Raw genomic sequence first — 20,997 nt, forward strand, 5'->3', positions numbered from 1 at the left:
ACCCTCAACCGGGAGATACACACCCAATGGCACTTATCAGCATGCGCCAGATGCTGGACCACGCAGCCGAGTACGGCTACGGCGTTCCAGCCTTCAACGTCAACAACCTTGAGCAGATGCGCGCCATCATGGAAGCCGCTGACAAGACTGACTCCCCGGTGATCGTCCAGGCTAGCGCCGGTGCGCGTAAATACGCCGGTGCACCGTTCCTGCGTCACTTGATCCTGGCCGCGATCGAAGAGTTCCCGCACATCCCGGTGTGCATGCACCAGGACCACGGCACCAGCCCTGACGTCTGCCAGCGCTCCATTCAACTGGGCTTCAGCTCGGTGATGATGGACGGTTCCCTGGGCGAAGACGGCAAGACCCCGACCGACTACGACTACAACATCCGCGTTACCCAACAAACCGTAGCCATGGCTCACGCCTGCGGTGTTTCGGTAGAAGGCGAGCTGGGCTGCCTGGGTTCGCTGGAAACCGGCATGGCCGGTGAAGAAGACGGCATCGGCGCAGAAGGCGTGCTCGATCACAGCCAGATGCTCACCGACCCGGAAGAAGCCGCTGACTTCGTCAAGCGCACCCAGGTCGACGCTCTGGCCATCGCCATCGGCACCAGCCATGGCGCCTACAAATTCACCAAGCCACCTACCGGCGACGTGTTGGCTATCGACCGCATCAAAGAAATCCACAAACGCATCCCTAACACCCACCTGGTGATGCATGGTTCTTCTTCGGTTCCGCAAGAGTGGCTGGCGATCATCAACCAGTACGGCGGCGACATCAAAGAAACCTACGGCGTACCGGTTGAAGAAATCGTTGAAGGCATCAAGCACGGCGTGCGCAAGGTCAACATCGACACCGACCTGCGCCTGGCATCCACTGGCGCCATGCGTCGCCTGATGGCTACCAACCCGAGCGAATTCGATCCGCGTAAATTCTTCGGCGCCACCGTGACTGCCATGCGTGACGTGTGCATCGCGCGTTACGAAGCTTTCGGCACTGCGGGCAATGCTTCGAAGATCAAGCCAGTCTCGTTGGAAGCGATGTTCCAGCGTTACGCCAAAGGTGAGTTGAACGCCAAGGTCAACTAAGCCTGGGTGTTTGATAGCGTTCATAAAAAACCCGCAGAGATGCGGGTTTTTTTGTGGGAGCGTTCTGGCGAGTCTGCAATCAGGCAGTAGGTAAGTGTACGTTCCCCTGTGGCGAGGGAGCTTGCTCCCGCTGGCCTGCGCAGCAGGCCCGAAACCTGCAATCGCGTTTTATCGGCTAGAACGCATCGGCCGGTTTTGCGAGTGCTGCGCACTCGAGCGGGAGCAAGCTCCCTCGCCACAAAAGGCTGCATTCCTGCAGGGGCCGCAATCCACCACTACTTATTGTGATCGATATCCAGCCTGGAAAACGTCGCTTTGCCGCCTTCGCTTTTGTAGCCGGTATTGTCCTGGACGTAGACCCCAGCCTTGAAGTACAGCGGTTTGTCGCGCCAGGCAGCACCGATCTGCGTGTCCCACTTGTAGCCGGCAGCGCTGATGCCGAGGGCGCCACCAGGGCTGAGGTGGATCTGGTAGGAGAACTCACTGTTGAGTTTCACGCCCTGGGCGATATTGATCACCCGGCCTTCGTTATCATCGGGGCGCATGCGCACTTTGGCGACAATGTTGCCGCTCTTGGAGCTTTCCTTGTACTGGTACTCGACCTTCACCATGGGTCTGGTGCTCTTGTAGGCGTGGATCTGGCCGATGACGATCTTGCCAGTGGATGGCACCTGGTTTATCACCAGGGTGGCACGCAGCAGATTGTCGGCGGCGGGGTAGAGCCAATTGTGCAATTTGCCGTTGGAGTAGGTTTCGCGTAATTCGGTACGCGGAAATTTGGCATTTGCAGTGCGTGTACCGGTCACGGGTGTCCAGAAATATACGGTGCTGCCATCGGAATTGAAGTACTGATCTTTGAAACCATTCACCAGTCTGGAGGTTTCGATGGTCGCCGGAGGGCTGCCGACGGGAACGCTCAAGTTCCAGGATGCCATATCGATCATGTTCAAACCTTTTGCTGATTCATGCTGCGCGCGAACCGCCAGAGGCTTTAGCTCGCGCTTTTAGAGGGCAGTCTTTATAAACGCGCAGCGTCAATTTGTTAACGCCCATATGGCGGAGAGTTGACGTCAACCTTCTGGCTAAACGCCATCTTTCCCGGTTTACGGGGCCTGTGGAGCATACCGTTAGTCGGGTGCCTGAAGGATTGGCGCAATGATGGCTTGATGACACCTACTGCTTTCGCGGATCCGGGTCTAGAGTGAAACCTCAGTATTTGTCCGGTTTTCCCTCCGTTACCGGCACGACACCCAGACAAGAGAAGCAGCATGGAATGCGCGCAACCCAAGCCAGGTGAAGTCCGTTCAGTCCTTTTGATAGTTGATGACTATCCCGAAAATTTGATCAGCATGCGTGCGCTGCTGCAACGCCAGGACTGGCATGTCATCACGGCGGCCTCTGGAGTCGAGGCGCTGGGCTTGTTGCTCGAGCATGAAGTCGACCTGGTACTGTTGGATGTGCAGATGCCCGGCATGGACGGTTATGAAGTGGCGCGCCTGATGCGCGGCAGTCAACGAACTCAGCAGACCCCGATCATTTTCCTCACCGCCAACGAGCAGTCCCAGGCCTCCGTGATCAAGGGCTATGCCAGTGGCGCAGTCGACTACCTGTTCAAGCCGTTCGACCCGCAGATTCTCAAACCCAAAGTCCAGGCATTGCTCGAGCATCAACGCAATCGACGGGCATTGCAGCGTCTGAGTCATGACCTGGAGGTGGCGCGGGCGTTCAATGCCTCGGTGCTGGACAACGCGGCAGAAGGGATTTTGGTGGTGGATGAAGGCGGCTTGATCCGCTTTGCCAACCCGGCGATCTCACGGTTGCTCAATGCGCCGGTGGGAGAGTTGCAGGGTGCGGAGTTTGTGAGTTTTCTGCAAAGTCCGCATGTGCCCTGCTGGATCGATTCAGAGCTTTATCTGGTCTACCGCCGCGGTGAAACCTGGCGCTTGCACGATGCCATGCTGCGCACCGCGCCGGGTCAGCAGGTGCCCGTGGCGCTGTCGTGCGCGCCGTTGCCGGCGGACCAGAAAGCCATGGTGGTGACGGTGCTGGATATGTCGGTGGTGCGCCATCTGCATCAGCAACTGGAGTTTCAGGCCGTCACCGATCCCTTGACCGGGCTGCTCAACCGCCGTGGGTTCTACCAGACCGTGGAGACTATTCTGCTGCGCACCGAGCGTTCGAACTCCACGCCGGTGCTGCTGTATCTGGACCTCGATGGCTTCAAACGAGTCAATGATTCTTTGGGACACGATGCCGGGGATCGGGTGCTGCGCTGGGTGTCGGAGCAATTGAAGGCCTGCCTGCGCTCATCCGATATCCTGGCGCGCATGGGGGGCGATGAGTTTACCGCGCTGCTGGATCTGGAATTCCCCGAACAGGCGGCAAAAATAGCGGAAAAGCTCATAGAGCGAGTGTCGATCTGTCAGCAGATAGAGGGGCTGGACATGACGCTTGGTGTAAGTATCGGAATCGCCACCTACCCGGACTGCGGCTCCAATCTCGACGGCTTGCTGCGGGCGGCCGATATCGCCATGTACGAGTCCAAGCGCGCCGGACGTCAGCAGTATCGATTCTACGATCACGAAATGAATGGCCGCGCCCGTTCGCGCTTGATGCTCGAAGAAAGCGTGCGCTCAGCGATTGAGAACAAGGATTTCAACCTGGTGTATCAGCCTCAGGTAGCGATAGCCGATGGTCGCCTGCGCGGCTTCGAAGCGTTACTGCGCTGGCAGCACCCGAGTGTCGGTGATGTGCCACCGGGGCTGTTCCTGCCATTACTGGAAGAAGCACGACTGATCAGCCGCCTGAGCAGTTGGATCTATCAGCAGAGCGCGGTTCAGCGCAGCGCCTGGGAGGGCGTGTTTGGGGACGACCTTGTGCTCTGTGTAAGCCTGAGCGGGAGCCAGTTCAGCATGCCGAACCTGGTCACCGAATTTCGGCAGGTGCTTGAGCGTCATGGCTTGCAGCCGCGCCAGCTGGAAGTCGAAGTGACGGAGAGCGCGCTGATGCAGAATTTCGAGGAGTCGCGCAAACAATTGCGTCTGCTGCGCAACCTTGGGGTGCGGGTGGCGCTTGATGATTTTGGGGTGGGCAACTGCTCTCTGGCGCACCTGCGAGACCTGGAGTTCGATAGCCTCAAGCTCGATCGGCAGCTGATCGCCCGACTGCTCGACTCGCCGCGGGATGCTGCGATGGTCCGTAGCGTTATCGAGCTGTGCAGACAGTACGGTTTGCAGGTGATCGCCGAAGGGGTGGAAACGCTTGAGCAATTCCAGTGGTTGCAGGCCAATGGGTGTGAGTACGTGCAGGGGTTCCTGGTGGCGCTACCGCTGACGGCCGGTGATGCCGGCCGCTTCGCGCAGCCGTTTGACTGGGGCGCGCTCAGAGGCTGAATTCGCTACACTGTTAACCTTTCGTGACTGTGTTGCCCGCTCCCATGACCGCGTTGAAGTACCTCCAGGCTTATCCCGCCGCACTGCAAGAGCAAGTGCGCCAGCTGATCGCGCAAGATCGGTTGGGCGACTATCTGAGCCAGCGTTATCCCGACAAACATGCGGTGCAAAGCGACAAAGCGCTGTACAGCTTTGCTTTGGCCTTGAAGCAGGAACACCTGCGTAACGCGCCAGCCATCGATAAAGTGCTGTTCGATAACCGCCTGGACCTGACCCATCGCGCCCTTGGCCTGCACACGGCGATTTCCCGGGTGCAGGGCGGCAAACTCAAAGCCAAGAAGGAAATCCGCATCGCCGCATTGTTCAAGGATGCGGCGCCGGAATTTCTGCGCATGATCGTTGTGCATGAACTGGCGCACTTCAAAGAGTCCGACCACAACAAGGCGTTCTATCAGCTCTGCGAGCACATGCTGCCGGGCTACCACCAACTGGAATTCGACCTGCGCATCTACCTGACTTATCGGGACATGCAGGGCAAGGCTGTTGTGGCCCCGTAACGGTACCGAGAAGGAGTTTGTGAATGGACGTAAGCAAGACCAAGAGCAGCTTTTACCGGCGCTTGTATGTGGCATATCTGATCGACAGCCAGCTGGCCAGTAGCGTTCCGGCCATCACCGAGGTCACCGGCATGCCCCGGCGCACGGCGCAGGATACGATTGCCGCGTTGGCGGATCTGGATATCGTCTGCGAGTTCGAGCAAAAGGATGGCGCGCGCAACCATGCCGGGCGTTACCAGATCCATAGCTGGGGGGCGATCGACAAAGGCTGGATTACCCAGCACCTGGGGCAGGTAAAGGCGGTGCTGGGGTATCCCTGAAATCTGGCGACTACTTGTGGCGAGGGAGCTTGCTCCCGTCGGCCGGTCCGCGCTCGGGCGAAGCAGTCGTAAAATCGCTGAATGCGGTGTGCCTGATACAACACCTTTGCAGTTTCTAGGGCCGCTGCGCAACCCAGCGGGAGCAAGCTCCCTCGCCACAGGGTTCACCTGAAAGCATTTTCAAGGCTTACGCATCCCGATATGCGGAATATCGTCTTCCAGGTACTCCTCGCCCGCCACGACAAACCCATAGCGCTCGTAATAACCCTGCAAATGCGCCTGTGCCGACAGATAGATCGGCACCTCGGGCCAATGCTTTTCAGCCTGCTTCAAGGCATTGGCCATCAGCTCATGGCCCAGGCCTTTGCCTCGTGCCTCTGGCGCAATCACCACACGGCCGATGACCACGTCACCGCCTTGGGAAACCGGGTCGAGCAAACGTAGATAAGCCACCAGCCGATCACCCTCCCAGGCCATCAAATGGCAGGTGTCGCCCTCCAGGTCCTGGCCATCGACATCCTGATAAGCGCATTTCTGTTCGACCACGAAGACTTCCGTGCGCAATTGCAGAATGGCGTACAGCTGTTCTTTGCCCAGATCGCTGTGGTGTTTGCAAATCCAATCAATTGTCATCACTTCATCCTGTAAGAACTCTGGTTCTGATACTAGGCGCCATTCAAATGGATGTCTGCTGGCGGAAAAGGTCGTTTATGTAAACGCAATCAAATTGCCATCATTCATTTTTGCTCGGCACGGTCATCTTTGTGTAATCTGTTTTGCAGCTCTTTGCAGTGGCTCCCATGAGCTAATGTCAGGACCGGAGTTGTGGCCGTTTGCCGGCACACGGACCTTCGAGTTGGCTAAACACACGCTGGGCACCCCCCGCTAAGGATGTTTTAGCATGCCGCGATTGCTTCGAGCCTTTGCATTGATAGGATTGCTCTTGCTGGGTCAGAGCGTTTATGCGGAAAAATTGCGTCTGGTAGCCGATGCGTGGCCGCCGTTTACCGACTCCACGCTGGTCAATGGCGGGTTAGCCACCGATATTGTCAGTACTGCCTTGGCGCGGGCCGGCTATGCCAGTGAATTCGAACAAGTGCCTTGGGCCCGGGCCTTGCTGGGGGTTGGCGAAGGGCGTTACGACGTGCTGGTGAATGCCTGGTTCAACGAGGCCAGGACCCGGTTCGGGCAATACTCCAGTGAATACCTGCTCAACCGGGTGCGCTTCATCAAACGCAAGAGCGAGCCGATCGAGTACCACAACCTGCAGCAGCTGCATGAGTACCCGATCGCGGTGGTGCGCGGTTACGCCTATTCGTCGACGTTCGACAGTGACCCGGACCTGCAGAAAGTGCCGGTGCATAGTTTTTCGATGGCGGTGCGTATGCTGGCTGCGGACCGGGTGAAACTGACCCTGGAGGATGAATTCGTCGCACGCTATTACCTGGCCCGCGAGTCGCCCAAGGTGCGCAATGCGGTGGAGTTTGTGCCACAGCCGTTGAGTGAAAACAGCCTGCACATTCTGGTCAGCCTGAAAAACCCCAGACACCAACAGATCGTCGCCGGATTCGATCGGGAGATAGCCGCGATGAAGGCCGACGGCAGTTATGACCGGCTGCTCAGGCAGCACGGGATGTAACGTCTCAAAGGGCCGCGGGCTCTCAAGCCTCGCTCGTATCCTTGATCAAATGCGCCGCCAATGTCCGCAACGGCCCCAGTTGCCGGCAGATCAGCGCCAACTGCGACTGCACCAACCGTTGACCTTCATCAATTTCGTCGGGCATTAGCTCCAGATCATTGGCCAGCGCTTCTTCGGCATCGCTCTGAATCGCAATCGGCAGTTTACTTGCCAGCCCTTGGGCAATTTCGTCGATGCTCGCTGCCAGGCTGACACCGGCACCATTGATCAAATGCTCGCGCACTTCGCCGGGTAGCTGGGTTTCACGGTGGGCGCCGAGGCCCGACAGGTAGCTGAGCAAGGTGTGGGAGAGCACCAGGAAACGGAAGCCGACATCGGCTTCCTTTCGAAAATGCCCTGGTTCCATCAGCATATTGGCCAGGGTGGTCGACAGTGCTGCATCGGCGTTATGGGCATTGCGCCGGGCCAGGCGATACGCCAGATCGTCACTTTTGCCAGCCGCGTATTGCTGCATGATCTGCCGCAGGTAGATGCTGTTGCAGGTCAGGGTATTGGCCAGCACCTTGTTCAGGCGGCGACCCTGCCAATCCGGCAGGAACAGGAAGACCGCCAGGCCGGCAATCAGGCTGCCCAGCAGAGTATCGAACAGTCGCGGCAGTAACAGGCCGTAGCCGTCACCCACCTGGTTGAAGCAGAACAGCACCATGATAGTGATCGCTGCGGTCGCCAGTGTGTAACGGGTAGTGCGGTTGATAAAGAACACTACCCCGGCGGCAATCGCGAACAGCGACTGGATCAAGGGGCTCGGGAACAGGTCGAACAGCGCCCAGGCTACGATCAAGCCGATAGCGGTGCCGATGATCCGCTGGCCGAGCTTGCGGCGGGTGGCGCCATAGTTCGGTTGGCAGACGAACAGTGTGGTGAGGATGATCCAGTAACCCTGGGACGGGTGGATCAAATGCACCATGCCATAGCCGATGCTCAGCGCCAGGGGCAAACGCAGGGCATGCCGGAACAACAGCGACGTCGGCGTCAGTTGGGTCCGCAGGCGGGTCCAGACGTCCTTGAGGCTGCGCGGCGAACGGTCCAGCAGGCTGCTGTCGGTGGCGTCGGCAAGAGTATCCGGGTTACTCGCGTCGCTGATCAGCCGGTCGAGGGTGCCAAGATTCGCCGCCAGCGCCCGCAAAGAGCGCAGCAGGCCGCGCCAGGCCGGGTTGTTCTGCATGCGCAGGTGGTCGAGGGAGGCATGCAGGTCGCTCAGGGCTTCGGCGAAGCTGGCGTCATAGACGAACGGCTGACGCATCTGGATCGACTCCGCCAGTGCCCGGCAGGCCTTGCCCTGTTGGCGCAGCAGGCGTTGGCAGCGGAACAGCACGTCGCTGTGAAAGAAGGCTTCGGCCAGGGCGTTGTAGGGATAATGGGAAGAGCTGGCACGTTCGTGGATGTCTTGCGCGAGGAAGTACAGCTTCAGGTAGCGACTGACTTTCGACCCCGGCCGGCCATTGCCGACCCGGTGCAGGATGATTTCCTTGGTGGTATTGAGCGCTGCGACGACCCGACCGTTTTGCTGGGCCAGTTCCAGACGCCGTGCTTCGACATCCAGTTGGTGGATCGGTTCGAGCAGCGACGACTTCAGCTTCAGGTAGTACCCCAGCTCCCGGAACAGTCGCGCCAGGCTTTGCTGCACCGGTTGGTTGGAAAACAGTACCTGCCACAACACCGACAACAAGCCGTACCACGCTGCACCGGCCACCAGCAGGACCGGTTCATGCCAGAGGTCGGTGACCTCGCCACCACGCTGCTCCACGCCGATCATGGTGTAGACCGAGAGGATCAAGGTTGCCGAAGCAATCGCCCCATAGCGCTCACCCAATGCGCCGAGCATGGTCAGGCCGAAACTGGCCAGTGCCAGCGCCACGACGAAAATCAGCGGGTAGGGAAACAGCAGTTCGACGGAAAACGCCGCAACGCTGAAGCACACCAGAGTCACGGCCAGGGCATTCAGGCGGCCTTGCCAACTGTCGTCGGTCTCGGCCAGGGCGCTGGCGATAATCCCCAGGAACAACGGGATCAGCAACGCCATTTCATCCTGGTACCAGCACAGCGCCATGCTGCCGGTCAGAGCGATGAATACCCGCACGCTGTAGCTGAATTTATCCAGCGCCCAGAGGCGACGCAGAGACTGACGAAACGAAGTCGATGACATGTAGTGGAAAGGCCTTCCGGGGCAATGCAGCTAAATTGAGCCAGTAATGACGACGATGCAATGGCGCCGATCACATCTGGCAGCAAAATCTGTTCCGCCCTTGAAGTACGGTCCCTTGGAAACCCATGCCGTGGCTTTGAAATACGGTCTCATGTAGGAGCTGCCGCAGGCTGCGATCTTTTCGGGACCGGCACCTATTGAAGATCAAGATCAAAAGATCGCAGCCTGCGGCAGCTCCTACAGTGAGCGTTGGGTCAGACGAATTGCGCTGCAGCGTAGCCCGAGGCCCAGGCCCACTGGAAGTTGAAGCCCCCGAGGTGGCCGGTGACGTCCAGCACTTCGCCGATGAAATACAGGCCAGGGCTTTTCAGCGATTCCATGGTTTTCGACGAAACCTCGCGGGTGTCGACGCCGCCCAAGGTCACTTCGGCGGTGCGGTAGCCTTCGGTGCCGGCCGGGACCAGCCGCCAGCTCGCGAGTTTTTCGGCGATATCGGCCAATTCAGCGTGGGTGTACTGCTTCATGGGCTTGGAAACGAACCAGCTATCGGCGAGCAGGTTGGCCATCTTTTTGGTGAAGATCTCGCCGAGCAGGGTTTTCAGCTCGCTATTGGGGCGTTCGGCCTGTTGCTGCTGCAACCAGCTCGGTACGTCATGATCCGGCAGAAGGTTGATTTCCAGCGTGTCGCCGGATTCCCAATACGAGGAAATCTGCAGAATCGCCGGGCCGCTCAGACCGCGGTGGGTGAACAAAATGTTCTCGCGAAAGCTCTGATTGTTGCAGCTCACCAGGCAATCCACCGAAGTACCGGACAGCTCGGAGCACAGCTCCTTGAGCTGATCGGTAATGGTGAACGGCACCAGGCCGGCGCGGGTTGGCAGCAGCTCGTGACCGAACTGCCTGGCCACCTGATAACCGAAGCCGGTAGCGCCCAATGTCGGGATCGACAAGCCGCCCGTGGCAATCACCAGGGATTCGCAGGTCAACTGGCCCAACGTGGTTTCCAGCAGGTAGCCGCTTTCGAGTTTTTCGATGTTCTGGACCGAGGTGTCCAGGTGCAGGCTGACGCCGACCTGAGCACATTCGTCGAGCAGCATGCCGAGGATGTCGCTGGACTTGTTATCGCAGAACAACTGGCCGAGTTTTTTCTCGTGGTAGGGCACGCCGTGCTTGGCCACCAGCCCGATGAAATCCCATTGGGTGTAGCGGGCCAGGGCGGATTTGCAGAAGTGCGCGTTCTGCGAGAGAAAATTGTTCGGTTCGGTGTACATGTTGGTGAAATTGCAGCGTCCACCACCGGACATCAGGATTTTCTTGCCGGCCTTGTTTGCATGGTCGATCAACATCACCTTGCGCCCACGCCCGGCGGCAGTCAGGGCGCACATCAAACCTGCGGCGCCAGCGCCAATGATCACGACTTCGGTAGAGCGCAAAACGGTGTCCTCAAAATAAACAACCCAAGGAGCTGCCGAAGGCTGCGATCTTTTGATCTTTCGGCGATTAACCGCCGAAAAAAGCAAAATCAAAAGATCGCAGCCTGCGGCAGCTCCTGCAGTCAGGTACGTAGCGTTCTTACAAAATCCGCACGCGCAACGAGCGGCCTTTGATTTTACCTTCGCTCAAACGCTGCACGGCCTGCTTGGCCATGCTGCGTTCCACGGCCACATAGGCCTGGAAATCGAAGATGGCGATTTTGCCGACCTGGGCACCCGGGATGCCGGCATCGCCAGTCAGTGCGCCGAGGATATCGCCCGGGCGAACCTTGTCTTTACGGCCGGCACCGATGCACAGGGTGCTCATGGCCGGCAGCAGCGGGGCGCCGCCCTGGGATTTCAGGTTGTCCAGCTGGTCCCAGCTCAGTGGCGATTTCTGCAACTGCTCGATGGCCTGGGCGCGATGTGCTTCGGACGGCGCGACCAGACTGATCGCAATGCCTTTCTCACCGGCACGACCGGTACGGCCGACGCGGTGAATGTGGATTTCCGAGTCACGGGCCAGTTCGACGTTGACCACCATGTCCAGCGCATCGATGTCCAGGCCGCGAGCGGCAACGTCGGTGGCGACCAGTACCGAGGTACTGCGGTTGGCGAACATCGCCAGCACTTGATCACGATCGCGTTGTTCCAGGTCGCCATGCAGGCCGACGGCGGAAATGCCTTTGGCGGTCAGATGGTCAACGGTTTCCTGGACCTGCTGCTTGGTGAAGCAGAAAGCCACGGTGGATTGCGGACGGAAATGCGCAAGGACTTTGACCACCGCGTCCATGCGCTCTTCTGGCGAGATCTCGTAGAAACGCTGCTCGATCTGCGTGTCGTCGTGGAACGCCTCGGCCTTCACTTGCTGCGGGTTGCGCATGAATTTCGACGCCAGCTGCTTGATGCCCACCGGGTAGGTGGCGGAGAACAGCAGGGTCTGACGACGTTCCGGACACTGGGCGATGATTTCTTCGATGGAATCGTAGAAACCCATGTCGAGCATACGGTCGGCTTCGTCGAGGATCAGGGTGTTCAGGCCGTGGAGCACCAGCGAACCCTTGCGCAGGTGCTGCTGGATGCGCCCCGGGGTGCCGACGATGATGTGGGCGCCGTGTTCCAGGGAACCGATCTGCGGGCCGAACGACACGCCACCGCACAGGGTCAGGACCTTGATGTTGTCTTCGGAGCGGGCCAGTCGACGGATTTCCTTGGCGACCTGGTCGGCCAGCTCACGGGTCGGGCAGATGACCAGCGCCTGGCAACCGAAGAAGCGCGGATTGATCGGGTTCAGCAGGCCGATACCGAAGGCCGCGGTCTTGCCGCTGCCGGTCTTGGCCTGGGCGATCAGGTCCATCCCCTTGAGGATCACCGGCAAGCTTTGCGCCTGGATCGGCGTCATCTGGGCATAACCGAGGGAGTCGAGGTTAGCCAGCATGGCGGCGGACAGCGGCAAAGTATTAAAAGCGGTGGCAATGGTGGTCACGGGACTGGCCTGCAAAACAAAATGTCGCGCAGTGTACCAGTCCCCAGCATTTTCCCTGCAAGTTCTGGACGAAAAGTAGCCAAGGTAGCCACCTTTTGTCAGAAATCAGGGCTCGATGTGCTCCTGAGGGCGTCGAACCCGCCTGCCGTCCGTGGGCGATAGCTGGGAAAAGATCGCCGCTGCCAGCATCGCCATGATGCCGACGGTCACGAAGGTCAGCTGAAACGCCTCCAGCACGCTGTTCACGCCGTCATTGCCGGTCTGTGCGGTAAAGCCCCCGAGGAGGGCGCCGGCGCAGGCCACGCCCAGACTCAGGGACAATTGCGCGACCACCGACAGCAGGCTGTTGCCGCTGCTGGCGCTGGCATCGTCAAGGTCGATCAGGGTCACGGTGTTCATGGCGGTGAACTGCAGGGAGTTGATCGCACCCAAAATAGCGAGCTGGAACAACAGTAACCCGTAAGGCGTCTGCTCGCTGACCAGGCCCATGCTTGCCAGCATCAGGCCGAGCGCCAGGGTGTTGCCGGTGAGCACGATGCGATAGCCGAAGCGCTCGATCAATGGTCGGGCGACGGATTTGGCAATCATCGCCGCCGCCGCCAGTGGCAGCATGCTCATCCCGGCCTGGGACGGTGAATAACCCAGGGCGATTTGCAGCAGCAACGGCACCAGGAACGGCAGCGCGCCGCTGCCCAGACGGGCGAACAGATTGCCGAGGATGCCCACGGCAAAGGTCCGGGTCTTGAACAGCGAGGGCGCAAACAACGGATTGTCGATATGCCCGGCCCGCAGCCAGTACGCCGCGAGGCAGGCCATGCCGGCGAATAGCAGCAACATCACCCGCAGATGCGGCAAATGCAGTTCGCCGAGACCTTCCATGGCGATGGTGATCAACACCATGGCCGCGCCGAACAGCACAAAGCCCACACCGTCGAAGCGCGTGCGCTCGCTGCCGCGTAAATCGGGAATGAAGCGCCACACCGCGTAGCAACCGATCATGCCGACCGGAAGGTTGATCAGGAAGATCCAGTGCCAGGTCAGGTACTGCACCATCCAGCCGCCCATGGTCGGGCCGAGTAGCGGACCGAGCAGCCCGGGAATGGTGATGAACCCCATGATCCGCACCAGTTCCGAGCGCGGGTAGGCCCGCAGCACCACCAGCCTGCCCACCGGCAGCATCAGTGCGCCGCCGAGACCTTGCACGACCCGCGCGCCGATCAGCATGCTCAAGGAGCTCGACAATGCGCAGAGCAGCGAGCCAAGGCTGAACAGCAAAATCGCGCTGAAGAATATCTTCTTGGTGCCGAAGCGGTCGGCGATCCAGCCCGAAGCGGGAATCAGCAGGGCCACGGTGAGCATGTAGGCAATGATGACGCCTTGCATGCGCAGCGGGTCTTCCGCCAGATCCCGGGCCATGGCGGGTAGCGCCGTGTTGAGGATCGTCCCGTCGAGGGACTGCATGAAAAAGGCGATCGCCACCACCCAAGGCACCCAGTAGGCGGTTGTTGCATCGAGAGCCGGGCGGTTGGGCATGGAACCTCTTGTGGGTGTGAGTCGTTTTCGTGTGTGCCTTGAAAAGATCGCAGCCTGCGGCAACTCCTACAGGATTTGTGTACATCGGCAATATCACGGGTGTATTGGGCCGGCGTAGGAGCTGCCGCAGGCTGCGATCTTTCACGGTGTCACAGGGTCAAGGTGAGTCGGCTGACCAACGCTCCCGGCAGCAGCGCCGAGGCGGTTTGTCGTTGGCTGTAGGTGCTCGCCGACAAGATCAGTTCACGCTCGCGGGTCAGCGCCTCCAGTTGCGAGCCGAGCAGGCTATAGGCGCTGTCGTCGAAACGCATGGTGCTGACGGGGGCCTGGATTTCGCCATTTTCCACCCAGAAGGTGGCGAAACGGGTCATGCCGGTCAGGCGTGCGGCCGGCTGGTCCGAGTAGTTCAGGTACCAGAGGTTGCTGATGTACAGGCCGGTTCCCAGCTGCTTGAGAATCTCTTCCGGTGCCAGTGAACCCGCCGCCATGTTTAGCGCGCTCGGCGATTCGCCGTCGCTGGCACCGTTGGCACTGAGGCCGTATTCGGCGGCACTGCGTGAGTTGACCAGCTGCGCGTCGGCCTTGCCGGCGTTGATCAGCGTCAGGTCGCTGCGCGGATAGCCTTCATTGGAAAACGCCGGGCTCAACGATCCGGTGACTTTTTCATCGAGGGACAGCAGCGGGCTGAACTGGCTTTCACCGCCATACAGCCGTTGCAGCGGACTGTTCTTGTTGGCGATCGACTGCGCCGAGAAACCACCCCAGCAAAGCATGCCGATGATTTCCTCGAGGGCAGCCGGGGCGAGGTACGCTCGGTAGTGTCCCGGCGCCAAGGTGCGCAGTGGCCGGCTCAGGAAGTCCAGCTGCTCGCGGGCTTGCTCGAAGCGTTTGGCAAAACCCTCATTGCTCCAGTCATGCCCGGCGTAGCTGGCTTTGACTGCCTGGCCGTTGGCGTGGAACAGGCTGAAATCGAAGTTGAAACTATTGGCCTGGTGCCAGCCGAATGCTCCGGCAGAACTGGCAAAGCCACGGCTGATGGGACCGGCGGCATAGAAACCGACCAGGTCGAGGCCGTCAGCGGCGCGAGCGATTTCGGCAACCACCTGCTCGGTATCCGGTAGCGGGTGGTCCTGCACATTCTTGCTCTTCCAGCCAGTGTGGTTGAGCAGCAGATATGGGTCCTGCGGCAACAATGGCAAGGTTTCGCGCAGCTGTTGCAGCCCCTCGGCCAGGCGTTGGCGATCGACTTGCGGGTCGCCCGCCAGGGTGATGCCAAGGTCTGCGTGACGTCCGGCGTTGATCAGTTTGAAGCTCAGGCTGGCCTGCTGCACATGCCCGGCCTGGCGCACCTTGGCGTGGTTGAAGCGAATGAATTCCGAGGACTCGGCATCGTAGCCGAGGGTGAACTGTTCCGGCTCGCGCAGGTTGTTGCGCAGCCAATCGACCAGTGTCTGGAATTGTTGCACCTGACTCGGGGCAGTACTCATCAGGCATCTCCTCCAAACACATCAACGTTACTGAACACACAGGCCGGCGACGCATGGCCGACCCGAATCACCTGATTCGGTTCGCCCTTGCCGCAGTTCGGCGTGCCGAGGACCTTGAAGGTGCTGGTGTCGCCAACGGCACTGAGGTTGCGCCAGAACTGCGCGGAAATCCCTCGGTAGTTGGGGTTCTTCACCACCCCTTTGAGTTCACCGTTTTCAATCAGCTGGCCCCATTCGCAGCCGAACTGGAATTTGTTGCGCGCATCGTCGATCGACCAGGAGCGGTTGGTCGACATCAGTACGCCGCGCTCGATGCCGCCGATCAATTGCCCAAGCGACTGATCGCCCGGCTCGATGTTCAGGTTGGCCATGCGATCGATCGGCGGACGGTTCCAGCCGCAGGCGCGGCTGTTGGCGACGCCGTCGAGGCCGGATCGGTACTGCGACAGCGCACCGCCCAATGGGCGCAGCAGCAACCCTTCGCGGATCAGCAATTGTTTGTTCGCGGCGGTGCCGTCGTCGTCATGGGTGTAGCTGGCGAGCTGTTCGGGAATGTCCGGGTCGAAGCTGACATTGAGCAGTTTCGAGCCGTATTGCAGGCTGCCGAAGTCGCTGGCCTTGACGAAACTGGTGCCGGCGTAATTGCGTTCGTCGCCGAGAATCCGGTCGAGCTCCAGCGGATGGCCGATGGACTCGTGGATCTGCAGCATCATCTGGTCCGGCATCAGCAACAGGTCGCGAGGGCCTTGCGGGGTATTCGGCGCCAGCAGCAGTTGCAAGGCCTGTTCGGCGACTTTGGGCCCGGCACCCACCAGCCCGCAGCGGCTGACTACGTCAAAGCCGCCTTGCTGGCCGAAGTTCTCGCGGCCCAGGCTGCGGGTCTGGCTGTCATTGCCGTCGTAGGCGGTGACCTCCAGGCTCGGGTAGACGAAACGTTGGGCCTGACGCAGTTCGGCTCCCGCGCTGTTGAGATAGATCTGCTCGACGTGGGCGATGCCGATACTCACCTCCCAGTTCACCAGCCGTTGGTCTTTCGGCACGGCGGCGGACTCGTCGCCGAGCAATTGGTAGCAATCGCTGAGGGACGGGAAGGGTTGTTCGAGGTTCGGCGAAAGGTAATCGGCGCGTTCACTGGATACTGGCTGTTGGCGCAGGTCGAGCAAGGCGTGGGCGGCAATCAACCGGGCTTGCTGCTCGGCCCTTTCGAGGGCGGCTTGCAGGCCGGCTTGGGACAGGTCGTTGGTCGCGGCGTAGGCTTCAACGCCATTGACTCGTGCGGTCAGCATTACGCCTTCGTCACGGCCAAGGTGGGGAGGCTCCGCAACGTTCTTGCGCACCGACAGGTACTGGCCCGACTCGCGCACATAGCGCAACGAAAAGAATTCAGCGCTTGTGCGCAAGGCAGCGAAGCGCTGCTTGAGCCGGGGGTGGAAATCGAACATTCGGGGACCTCCTTGTTATGGAGTGGCGGCAGTGGGAACCACCCTCACCCTGGCCCTCTCCCCACTGGGGAGAGGGGTGGATCTCAAACTCTACACAATCAGACCGGACAACCCTTGGCCCGCAGAATCGCATCAAACCGATCCGGGTCCAGGGTGCCGGCTTCGATCGCGGCCAGCGTGGCTTTTTCGCGGGCCAGCAGGTCGTGGCAGCGAGTCAGCAGTTCCGGCAGTTCGGAGCGCGAAGCTGCGACCACGCCGTCACCGTCGCCGATCATCAGGTCGCCCGGTGCGACGAGCATCCCGGCACAGGAAATCGGCACGTTGATCTCGCCGCCACCATCGGTGCTCGGACCCCGGTGAACGCCGCCGATGGCGTAGGCCGGCAGTTCACCGGTCTGCCACTCGTCGAGGTCGCGCAGGGCGCCGTTGATCACTACACCGACGATCCCGGCCTTGAGGGCCATGGCACGCATGATGCCGCCAAACACGGCACGGGTGAGGTCGGCGCTGCCGTCGATCACCAGCACATCGCCGGGGCGGGCCATCTGCATGGCTTTGAGAATCATCAGGTTGTCGCCAGGGCGCACACGCACGGTCAGCGCGCTGCCAAGCATCGGGGCGTTACCATGGAAGGCCTTGAGGCCCAGGCCGCCGACATTGCGACCCAGGCAGTCGCTGACAGCAGCAGCGGGGATCTTGCTGAATTCCTTTAGCCATTTTGGATCGAGGGGTTCAGCGTTTGGATTGATCATGTAGCCGGTGGGCCATTTGCTCGAAGAGACGACATCAAACATGAGAAAGCCTCGTGGCCAGTCTAGTGGCAGCTTGTCGATTGGGGCGGGGGTGAAACGATTGCGCGGCACTAGATTAGGCCTGCGCAGGGGGTTGGATCAAGGGTGAAGCGGTAGAGGGAGGGTTTACGCAAACCCGTAGCAGCTGGCGCCAGCCGTTGCGGTTGGCGCCATTCCGGTTATTGCGCAGTCCGGCTCACTTCCCGCAGCGGCTTGCCGCGTACCGGCGCATCACCTGCGACGTAGTAGTCGGCGGTGCTGCGTGGCAGTGGTTTACGGCCACGGATCTTGTCGGCGATTTTCTCGGCGATCATGATCGTCGGCGCGTTCAGGTTGCCGGTGGTGATGATCGGCATGATCGAGGCGTCGACCACGCGCAGGGCTTGCATGCCATGCACACGACCTTCGGCATCGACCACGGCCATCTCGTCGGTGCCCATCTTGCACGAGCAGGACGGGTGGAACGCGGTTTCGGCGTGTTCGCGGATAAACGTGTCCAGCTGCTCGTCGGTTTGCACGTCGATACCCGGGCTGATCTCACGACCACGGTACGCGTCGAGAGCCGGCTGTTGCATGATTTCCCGAGTCAGGCGGATGCCATCGCGAAATTCCTGCCAGTCCTGCTCGGTGGCCATGTAGTTGAACAGGATGCTTGGGTACTGGCGTGGGTCCTTGGACTTGGCCTGGATGCGCCCGCGGCTTGGCGAACGCATGGAACCCATGTGCGCCTGGAAGCCATGTTCTTTCACGCCGTTGCTGCCGTTGTAGTTAATCGCCACCGGCAGGAAGTGGTACTGGATGTTCGGCCATTCGAAATCCGGACGGGTGCGGATGAAACCACCGGCCTCGAACTGGTTGCTGGCACCGATGCCAGTGCCATTGAACAGCCACTCGGCACCGATGCCCGGCTGGTTGTGCAGCAGCAGCGACGGGTACAGCGAGACGGGTTGAGTGCAGGCGTATTGCAGGTACAGCTCAAGGTGGTCTTGCAGGTTTTCACCGACGCCCGGCAGGTCGTGGACCACCGGGATGTCGAGGCTTTCCAGCAGTTTGGCCGGGCCGACACCGGAGCGTTGCAGGATCTGCGGCGAAGCGATGGCGCCGGAGCACAGCAGCACTTCCTTGCGTGCTTTGACTTCAACACGCTCTTCGGCGTCGCCCACCAGATAACGTACACCGACTGCACGCTTGCCTTCGAACAGGATCTTGTCGGTCAGGGCGTGGGTGACGATGGTCAGGGTCGAGCGCTTCTTGGCGATGTCCAGGTAACCACGGGCGGTGCTGGCGCGACGGCCGCTCGGCGTCACGGTACGGTCCATCGGACCGAAACCTTCCTGCTGGTAGCCGTTCAGGTCTTCGGTACGCGGGTAACCGGCTTGCACGCCGGCTTCGACCATGGCACTGAACAGCGGGTTATTGCCGGCTTTGGGCGTGGTCACGCTGACCGGACCGTCGCCACCGTGGTAGTCGTTCGGGCCGATGTCGCGGGTTTCAGCCTTGCGGAAATACGGCAGGCAGTCGAGGTAAGTCCAGTCTTCCAGACCTGGCAGCTTCGACCAGCCGTCGTAGTCCATGGCATTACCGCGGATGTAGCACATGCCGTTGATCAGCGACGAGCCACCCAGGCCTTTGCCACGACCGCATTCCATCCGGCGACCGTTCATGTGTGGTTCCGGATCGGTTTCGTAGGCCCAGTTGTAGCGACGACCTTGCAGCGGAAACGCCAGGGCGGCCGGCATTTGCGTGCGGAAGTCCAGGCGATAGTCCGGGCCGCCTGCTTCGAGCAGCAGTACGGTGACGCCTTCGTCTTCAGTCAGACGGGTCGCCAGGGTGTTACCGGCAGAGCCGGCCCCGATGATGATGTAATCGAATTCTTGGGACATTGAATGCACCCTCTTTGTGTTGGGTCAGGTCGCAGTCGCCGAGCTGTCACTCACTGTGGCGAGGGAGCTTGCTCCCGCTCGGCTGCGCAGCAGTCGCAAATCAGCGACCGTGTTCTGTCTGAATGAGTGCCGAACCTGAGGTTGGGGCCGCTTCGCAGCCCAGCGGGAGCAAGCTCCCTCGCCACAAAAGGCCCTCAGCCTCAGGTTTTGCGTCAGATCAGAAAACCGAGGCGTAATCGCCCAGCTCGACCTGTACCGATTTGATGCGCGTGAAGTTGTTCAGCGAGCTGATCCCGTTCTCACGGCCCACGCCCGACTGCTTGTAGCCGCCGACCGGCATTTTGGCGTCGGACTCGCCCCAGGCGTTGATCCAGCAGATACCGGCTTCCAGCTGGTGAATCACGCGGTGAGCGCGGTTCAGGTCCTTGGTGACGACACCGGCCGCCAGGCCGAAGTCGGTGTCGTTGGCGCGACGGATCACTTCTTCTTCGGTTTCGTAGGTGAGGATGCTCATCACCGGGCCAAAGATTTCTTCGCGAACGATGGTCATGTCGTCGGTGCAGTCGGTGAACACGGTCGGTGCCACGAAGGCGCCTTTGGCGAATTCGCCGTCGGTCAGACGATCACCGCCGCACAGCACACGAGCGCCTTCTTCCTTACCTTTGGCGATGTAACCCAGCACGCTTTCCATGTGGGCGAAGCTGACCAGCGGGCCGAAGTTGGTGTTCTCGTCTTGCGGGTTGCCGATGCGGATGCGCGCCACACGCTCAACGATCCTGGCTTCGAAAGCGGCTTTCAGGTGGCTCGGTACGAACACGCGGGTGCCGTTGGTGCAGACCTGACCGGAGCTATAGAAGTTGGCCATCATCGCGGTGTCGGCGGCGCGATCGAGGTCGGCGTCGTCGAAAATGATCAGCGGGGATTTGCCGCCCAGTTCCATGGTCACGTCTTTCAGCGAGGAGCCGGAAGCGCTGGCCATGACCTTCTTGCCGGTGTCGGTACCACCGGTGAAGGAGATTTTTTCGATGCGCGGATGCTCGGTCAGCCAGGTGCCGACTTCACGGCCGCTGCCGGTCAGAACGTTGAACACGCCCGCTGGCAGGCCTGCTTCGGTGTAGATCTCGGCCAGTTTCAGGGTCGTCAGGGAAGTGACTTCGCTTGGCTTGAAGATCATCGCGTTACCGGCCGCCAGGGCAGGTGCGGATTTCCACAGGGCGATCTGGATCGGGTAGTTCCATGCGCCGATACCGGCCACGACGCCCAGCGGCTCGCGACGGGTGTAGACGAAAGAAGTGGTGCGCAGCGGGATCTGCTCGCCTTCGATGGCTGGAACCAGGCCTGCGTAATACTCCAGCACGTCAGCGCCGGTAACGATGTCGACGTAGCGGGTTTCGGAGTACGACTTGCCGGTGTCCAGGGTTTCCAAGGCGGCCAGTTCATCGTTGCGTTCGCGCAGGATATCCACGGCGCGACGCAGGATGCGCGAACGCTCCATGGCGGTCATCGCGGCCCAGATTTTCTGGCCTTTTTCAGCGCTGACTACAGCGCGCTCAACGTCTTCTTTGGTCGCACGCTGTACTTTTGCGAGGACTTCACCGTTAGCCGGGTTGATGGCTTCGAAGGTGGCGTCGCTGCTGGCGTCGGAGTAACCGCCATCGATGTAAAGTTTTTGCAGTTCGAAACGGGCCATAGTGTCCT

16 protein-coding genes are annotated in these 20,997 nt (G+C 60.4%); 5 read left to right on the forward strand and 11 right to left on the reverse strand.

Annotated features, from left to right (window positions below; translation table 11 throughout):
• Positions 1–26 precede the first annotated feature (26 nt).
• Entirely contained in the window at positions 27–1,091 is a 1,065-nt protein-coding gene (fba, locus tag AC3IUA_RS02415; RefSeq protein WP_489358940.1) for a class II fructose-bisphosphate aldolase, read from the forward strand.
• A gap of 275 nt (positions 1,092–1,366) precedes the next feature.
• Here fba and AC3IUA_RS02420 read toward each other — a convergent pair whose 3' ends face one another.
• On the reverse strand, positions 1,367–2,035 hold the full coding sequence (locus AC3IUA_RS02420) for a polysaccharide lyase family 7 protein (protein ID WP_489358941.1): 669 nt from the start codon (positions 2,033–2,035) through the stop codon (positions 1,367–1,369).
• A gap of 324 nt (positions 2,036–2,359) precedes the next feature.
• Here AC3IUA_RS02420 and AC3IUA_RS02425 point away from each other — a divergent pair, with 324 nt between their 5' ends.
• Genes AC3IUA_RS02425 through AC3IUA_RS02435 form a run of 3 tightly spaced genes read left to right on the forward strand, consistent with a single transcriptional unit; the run spans position 2,360 to position 5,360 of the window.
• Complete coding sequence (locus AC3IUA_RS02425) at positions 2,360–4,483, forward strand: putative bifunctional diguanylate cyclase/phosphodiesterase (RefSeq protein ID WP_489358942.1); 2,124 nt, start codon at positions 2,360–2,362, stop codon at positions 4,481–4,483.
• 44 nt (positions 4,484–4,527) lie between these two features.
• Positions 4,528–5,040 (forward strand): M48 metallopeptidase family protein, encoded by a 513-nt coding sequence (locus tag AC3IUA_RS02430; protein ID WP_489358943.1) that lies wholly within the window; start codon positions 4,528–4,530, stop codon positions 5,038–5,040.
• A gap of 23 nt (positions 5,041–5,063) precedes the next feature.
• Positions 5,064–5,360 (forward strand): winged helix-turn-helix domain-containing protein, encoded by a 297-nt coding sequence (locus tag AC3IUA_RS02435; RefSeq protein ID WP_150644437.1) that lies wholly within the window; start codon positions 5,064–5,066, stop codon positions 5,358–5,360.
• Positions 5,361–5,540: 180 nt separating this feature from the next.
• On the opposite strand, the gene AC3IUA_RS02440 is transcribed toward AC3IUA_RS02435, so the two are convergent.
• On the reverse strand, positions 5,541–5,993 hold the full coding sequence (locus AC3IUA_RS02440; protein ID WP_489358944.1) for a GNAT family N-acetyltransferase: 453 nt from the start codon (positions 5,991–5,993) through the stop codon (positions 5,541–5,543).
• Between the two features lie 268 nt (positions 5,994–6,261).
• Here AC3IUA_RS02440 and AC3IUA_RS02445 point away from each other — a divergent pair, with 268 nt between their 5' ends.
• Positions 6,262–6,999 carry a substrate-binding periplasmic protein gene (locus tag AC3IUA_RS02445; RefSeq protein WP_489358945.1) on the forward strand — a complete coding sequence of 246 codons (738 nt, stop codon included), beginning with the start codon at positions 6,262–6,264 and terminating at the stop codon, positions 6,997–6,999.
• Positions 7,000–7,021: 22 nt separating this feature from the next.
• On the opposite strand, the gene yccS is transcribed toward AC3IUA_RS02445, so the two are convergent.
• The 9 genes from yccS to betB all read right to left on the reverse strand — a co-directional run bounded on the left by yccS (position 7,022) and on the right by betB (position 20,989).
• A complete protein-coding gene (yccS, locus tag AC3IUA_RS02450) occupies positions 7,022–9,205 on the reverse strand; it encodes a YccS family putative transporter (protein WP_489358946.1) in 2,184 nt (727 codons plus the stop codon).
• Between the two features lie 254 nt (positions 9,206–9,459).
• Positions 9,460–10,638: a BaiN/RdsA family NAD(P)/FAD-dependent oxidoreductase gene (locus AC3IUA_RS02455; RefSeq protein WP_489358947.1), complete on the reverse strand. Its 1,179-nt coding sequence runs from the start codon at positions 10,636–10,638 to the stop codon at positions 9,460–9,462.
• Between the two features lie 139 nt (positions 10,639–10,777).
• Entirely contained in the window at positions 10,778–12,115 is a 1,338-nt protein-coding gene (dbpA, locus tag AC3IUA_RS02460) for an ATP-dependent RNA helicase DbpA (RefSeq protein WP_489362210.1), read from the reverse strand.
• A 153-nt stretch (positions 12,116–12,268) separates the two neighbouring features.
• The gene (gene mdtD, locus AC3IUA_RS02465) at positions 12,269–13,696 is read right to left on the reverse strand and encodes a multidrug transporter subunit MdtD (RefSeq protein ID WP_489358948.1); all 1,428 of its coding nucleotides are present in this window, start codon (positions 13,694–13,696) and stop codon (positions 12,269–12,271) included.
• A 149-nt stretch (positions 13,697–13,845) separates the two neighbouring features.
• Positions 13,846–15,183 carry a TldD/PmbA family protein gene (locus AC3IUA_RS02470; protein WP_489358949.1) on the reverse strand — a complete coding sequence of 446 codons (1,338 nt, stop codon included), beginning with the start codon at positions 15,181–15,183 and terminating at the stop codon, positions 13,846–13,848.
• A complete protein-coding gene (locus AC3IUA_RS02475; RefSeq protein ID WP_489358951.1) occupies positions 15,183–16,625 on the reverse strand; it encodes a TldD/PmbA family protein in 1,443 nt (480 codons plus the stop codon). The genes AC3IUA_RS02470 and AC3IUA_RS02475 overlap by 1 nt, the downstream gene beginning before the upstream one ends.
• A gap of 98 nt (positions 16,626–16,723) precedes the next feature.
• Positions 16,724–17,419, reverse strand: a complete 696-nt coding sequence (locus tag AC3IUA_RS02480) for an RraA family protein (protein ID WP_489358952.1) — start codon at positions 17,417–17,419, stop codon at positions 16,724–16,726.
• A 176-nt stretch (positions 17,420–17,595) separates the two neighbouring features.
• Positions 17,596–19,299, reverse strand: a complete 1,704-nt coding sequence (betA, locus tag AC3IUA_RS02485; protein ID WP_489358953.1) for a choline dehydrogenase — start codon at positions 19,297–19,299, stop codon at positions 17,596–17,598.
• Positions 19,300–19,516: 217 nt separating this feature from the next.
• Positions 19,517–20,989, reverse strand: coding sequence for a betaine-aldehyde dehydrogenase (betB, locus tag AC3IUA_RS02490; protein WP_489358954.1), 1,473 nt, complete (start codon positions 20,987–20,989; stop codon positions 19,517–19,519).
• Between the last annotated feature and the right edge of the window lie 8 nt (positions 20,990–20,997).

Source organism: Pseudomonas sp. KH_050, from assembly GCF_057838875.1.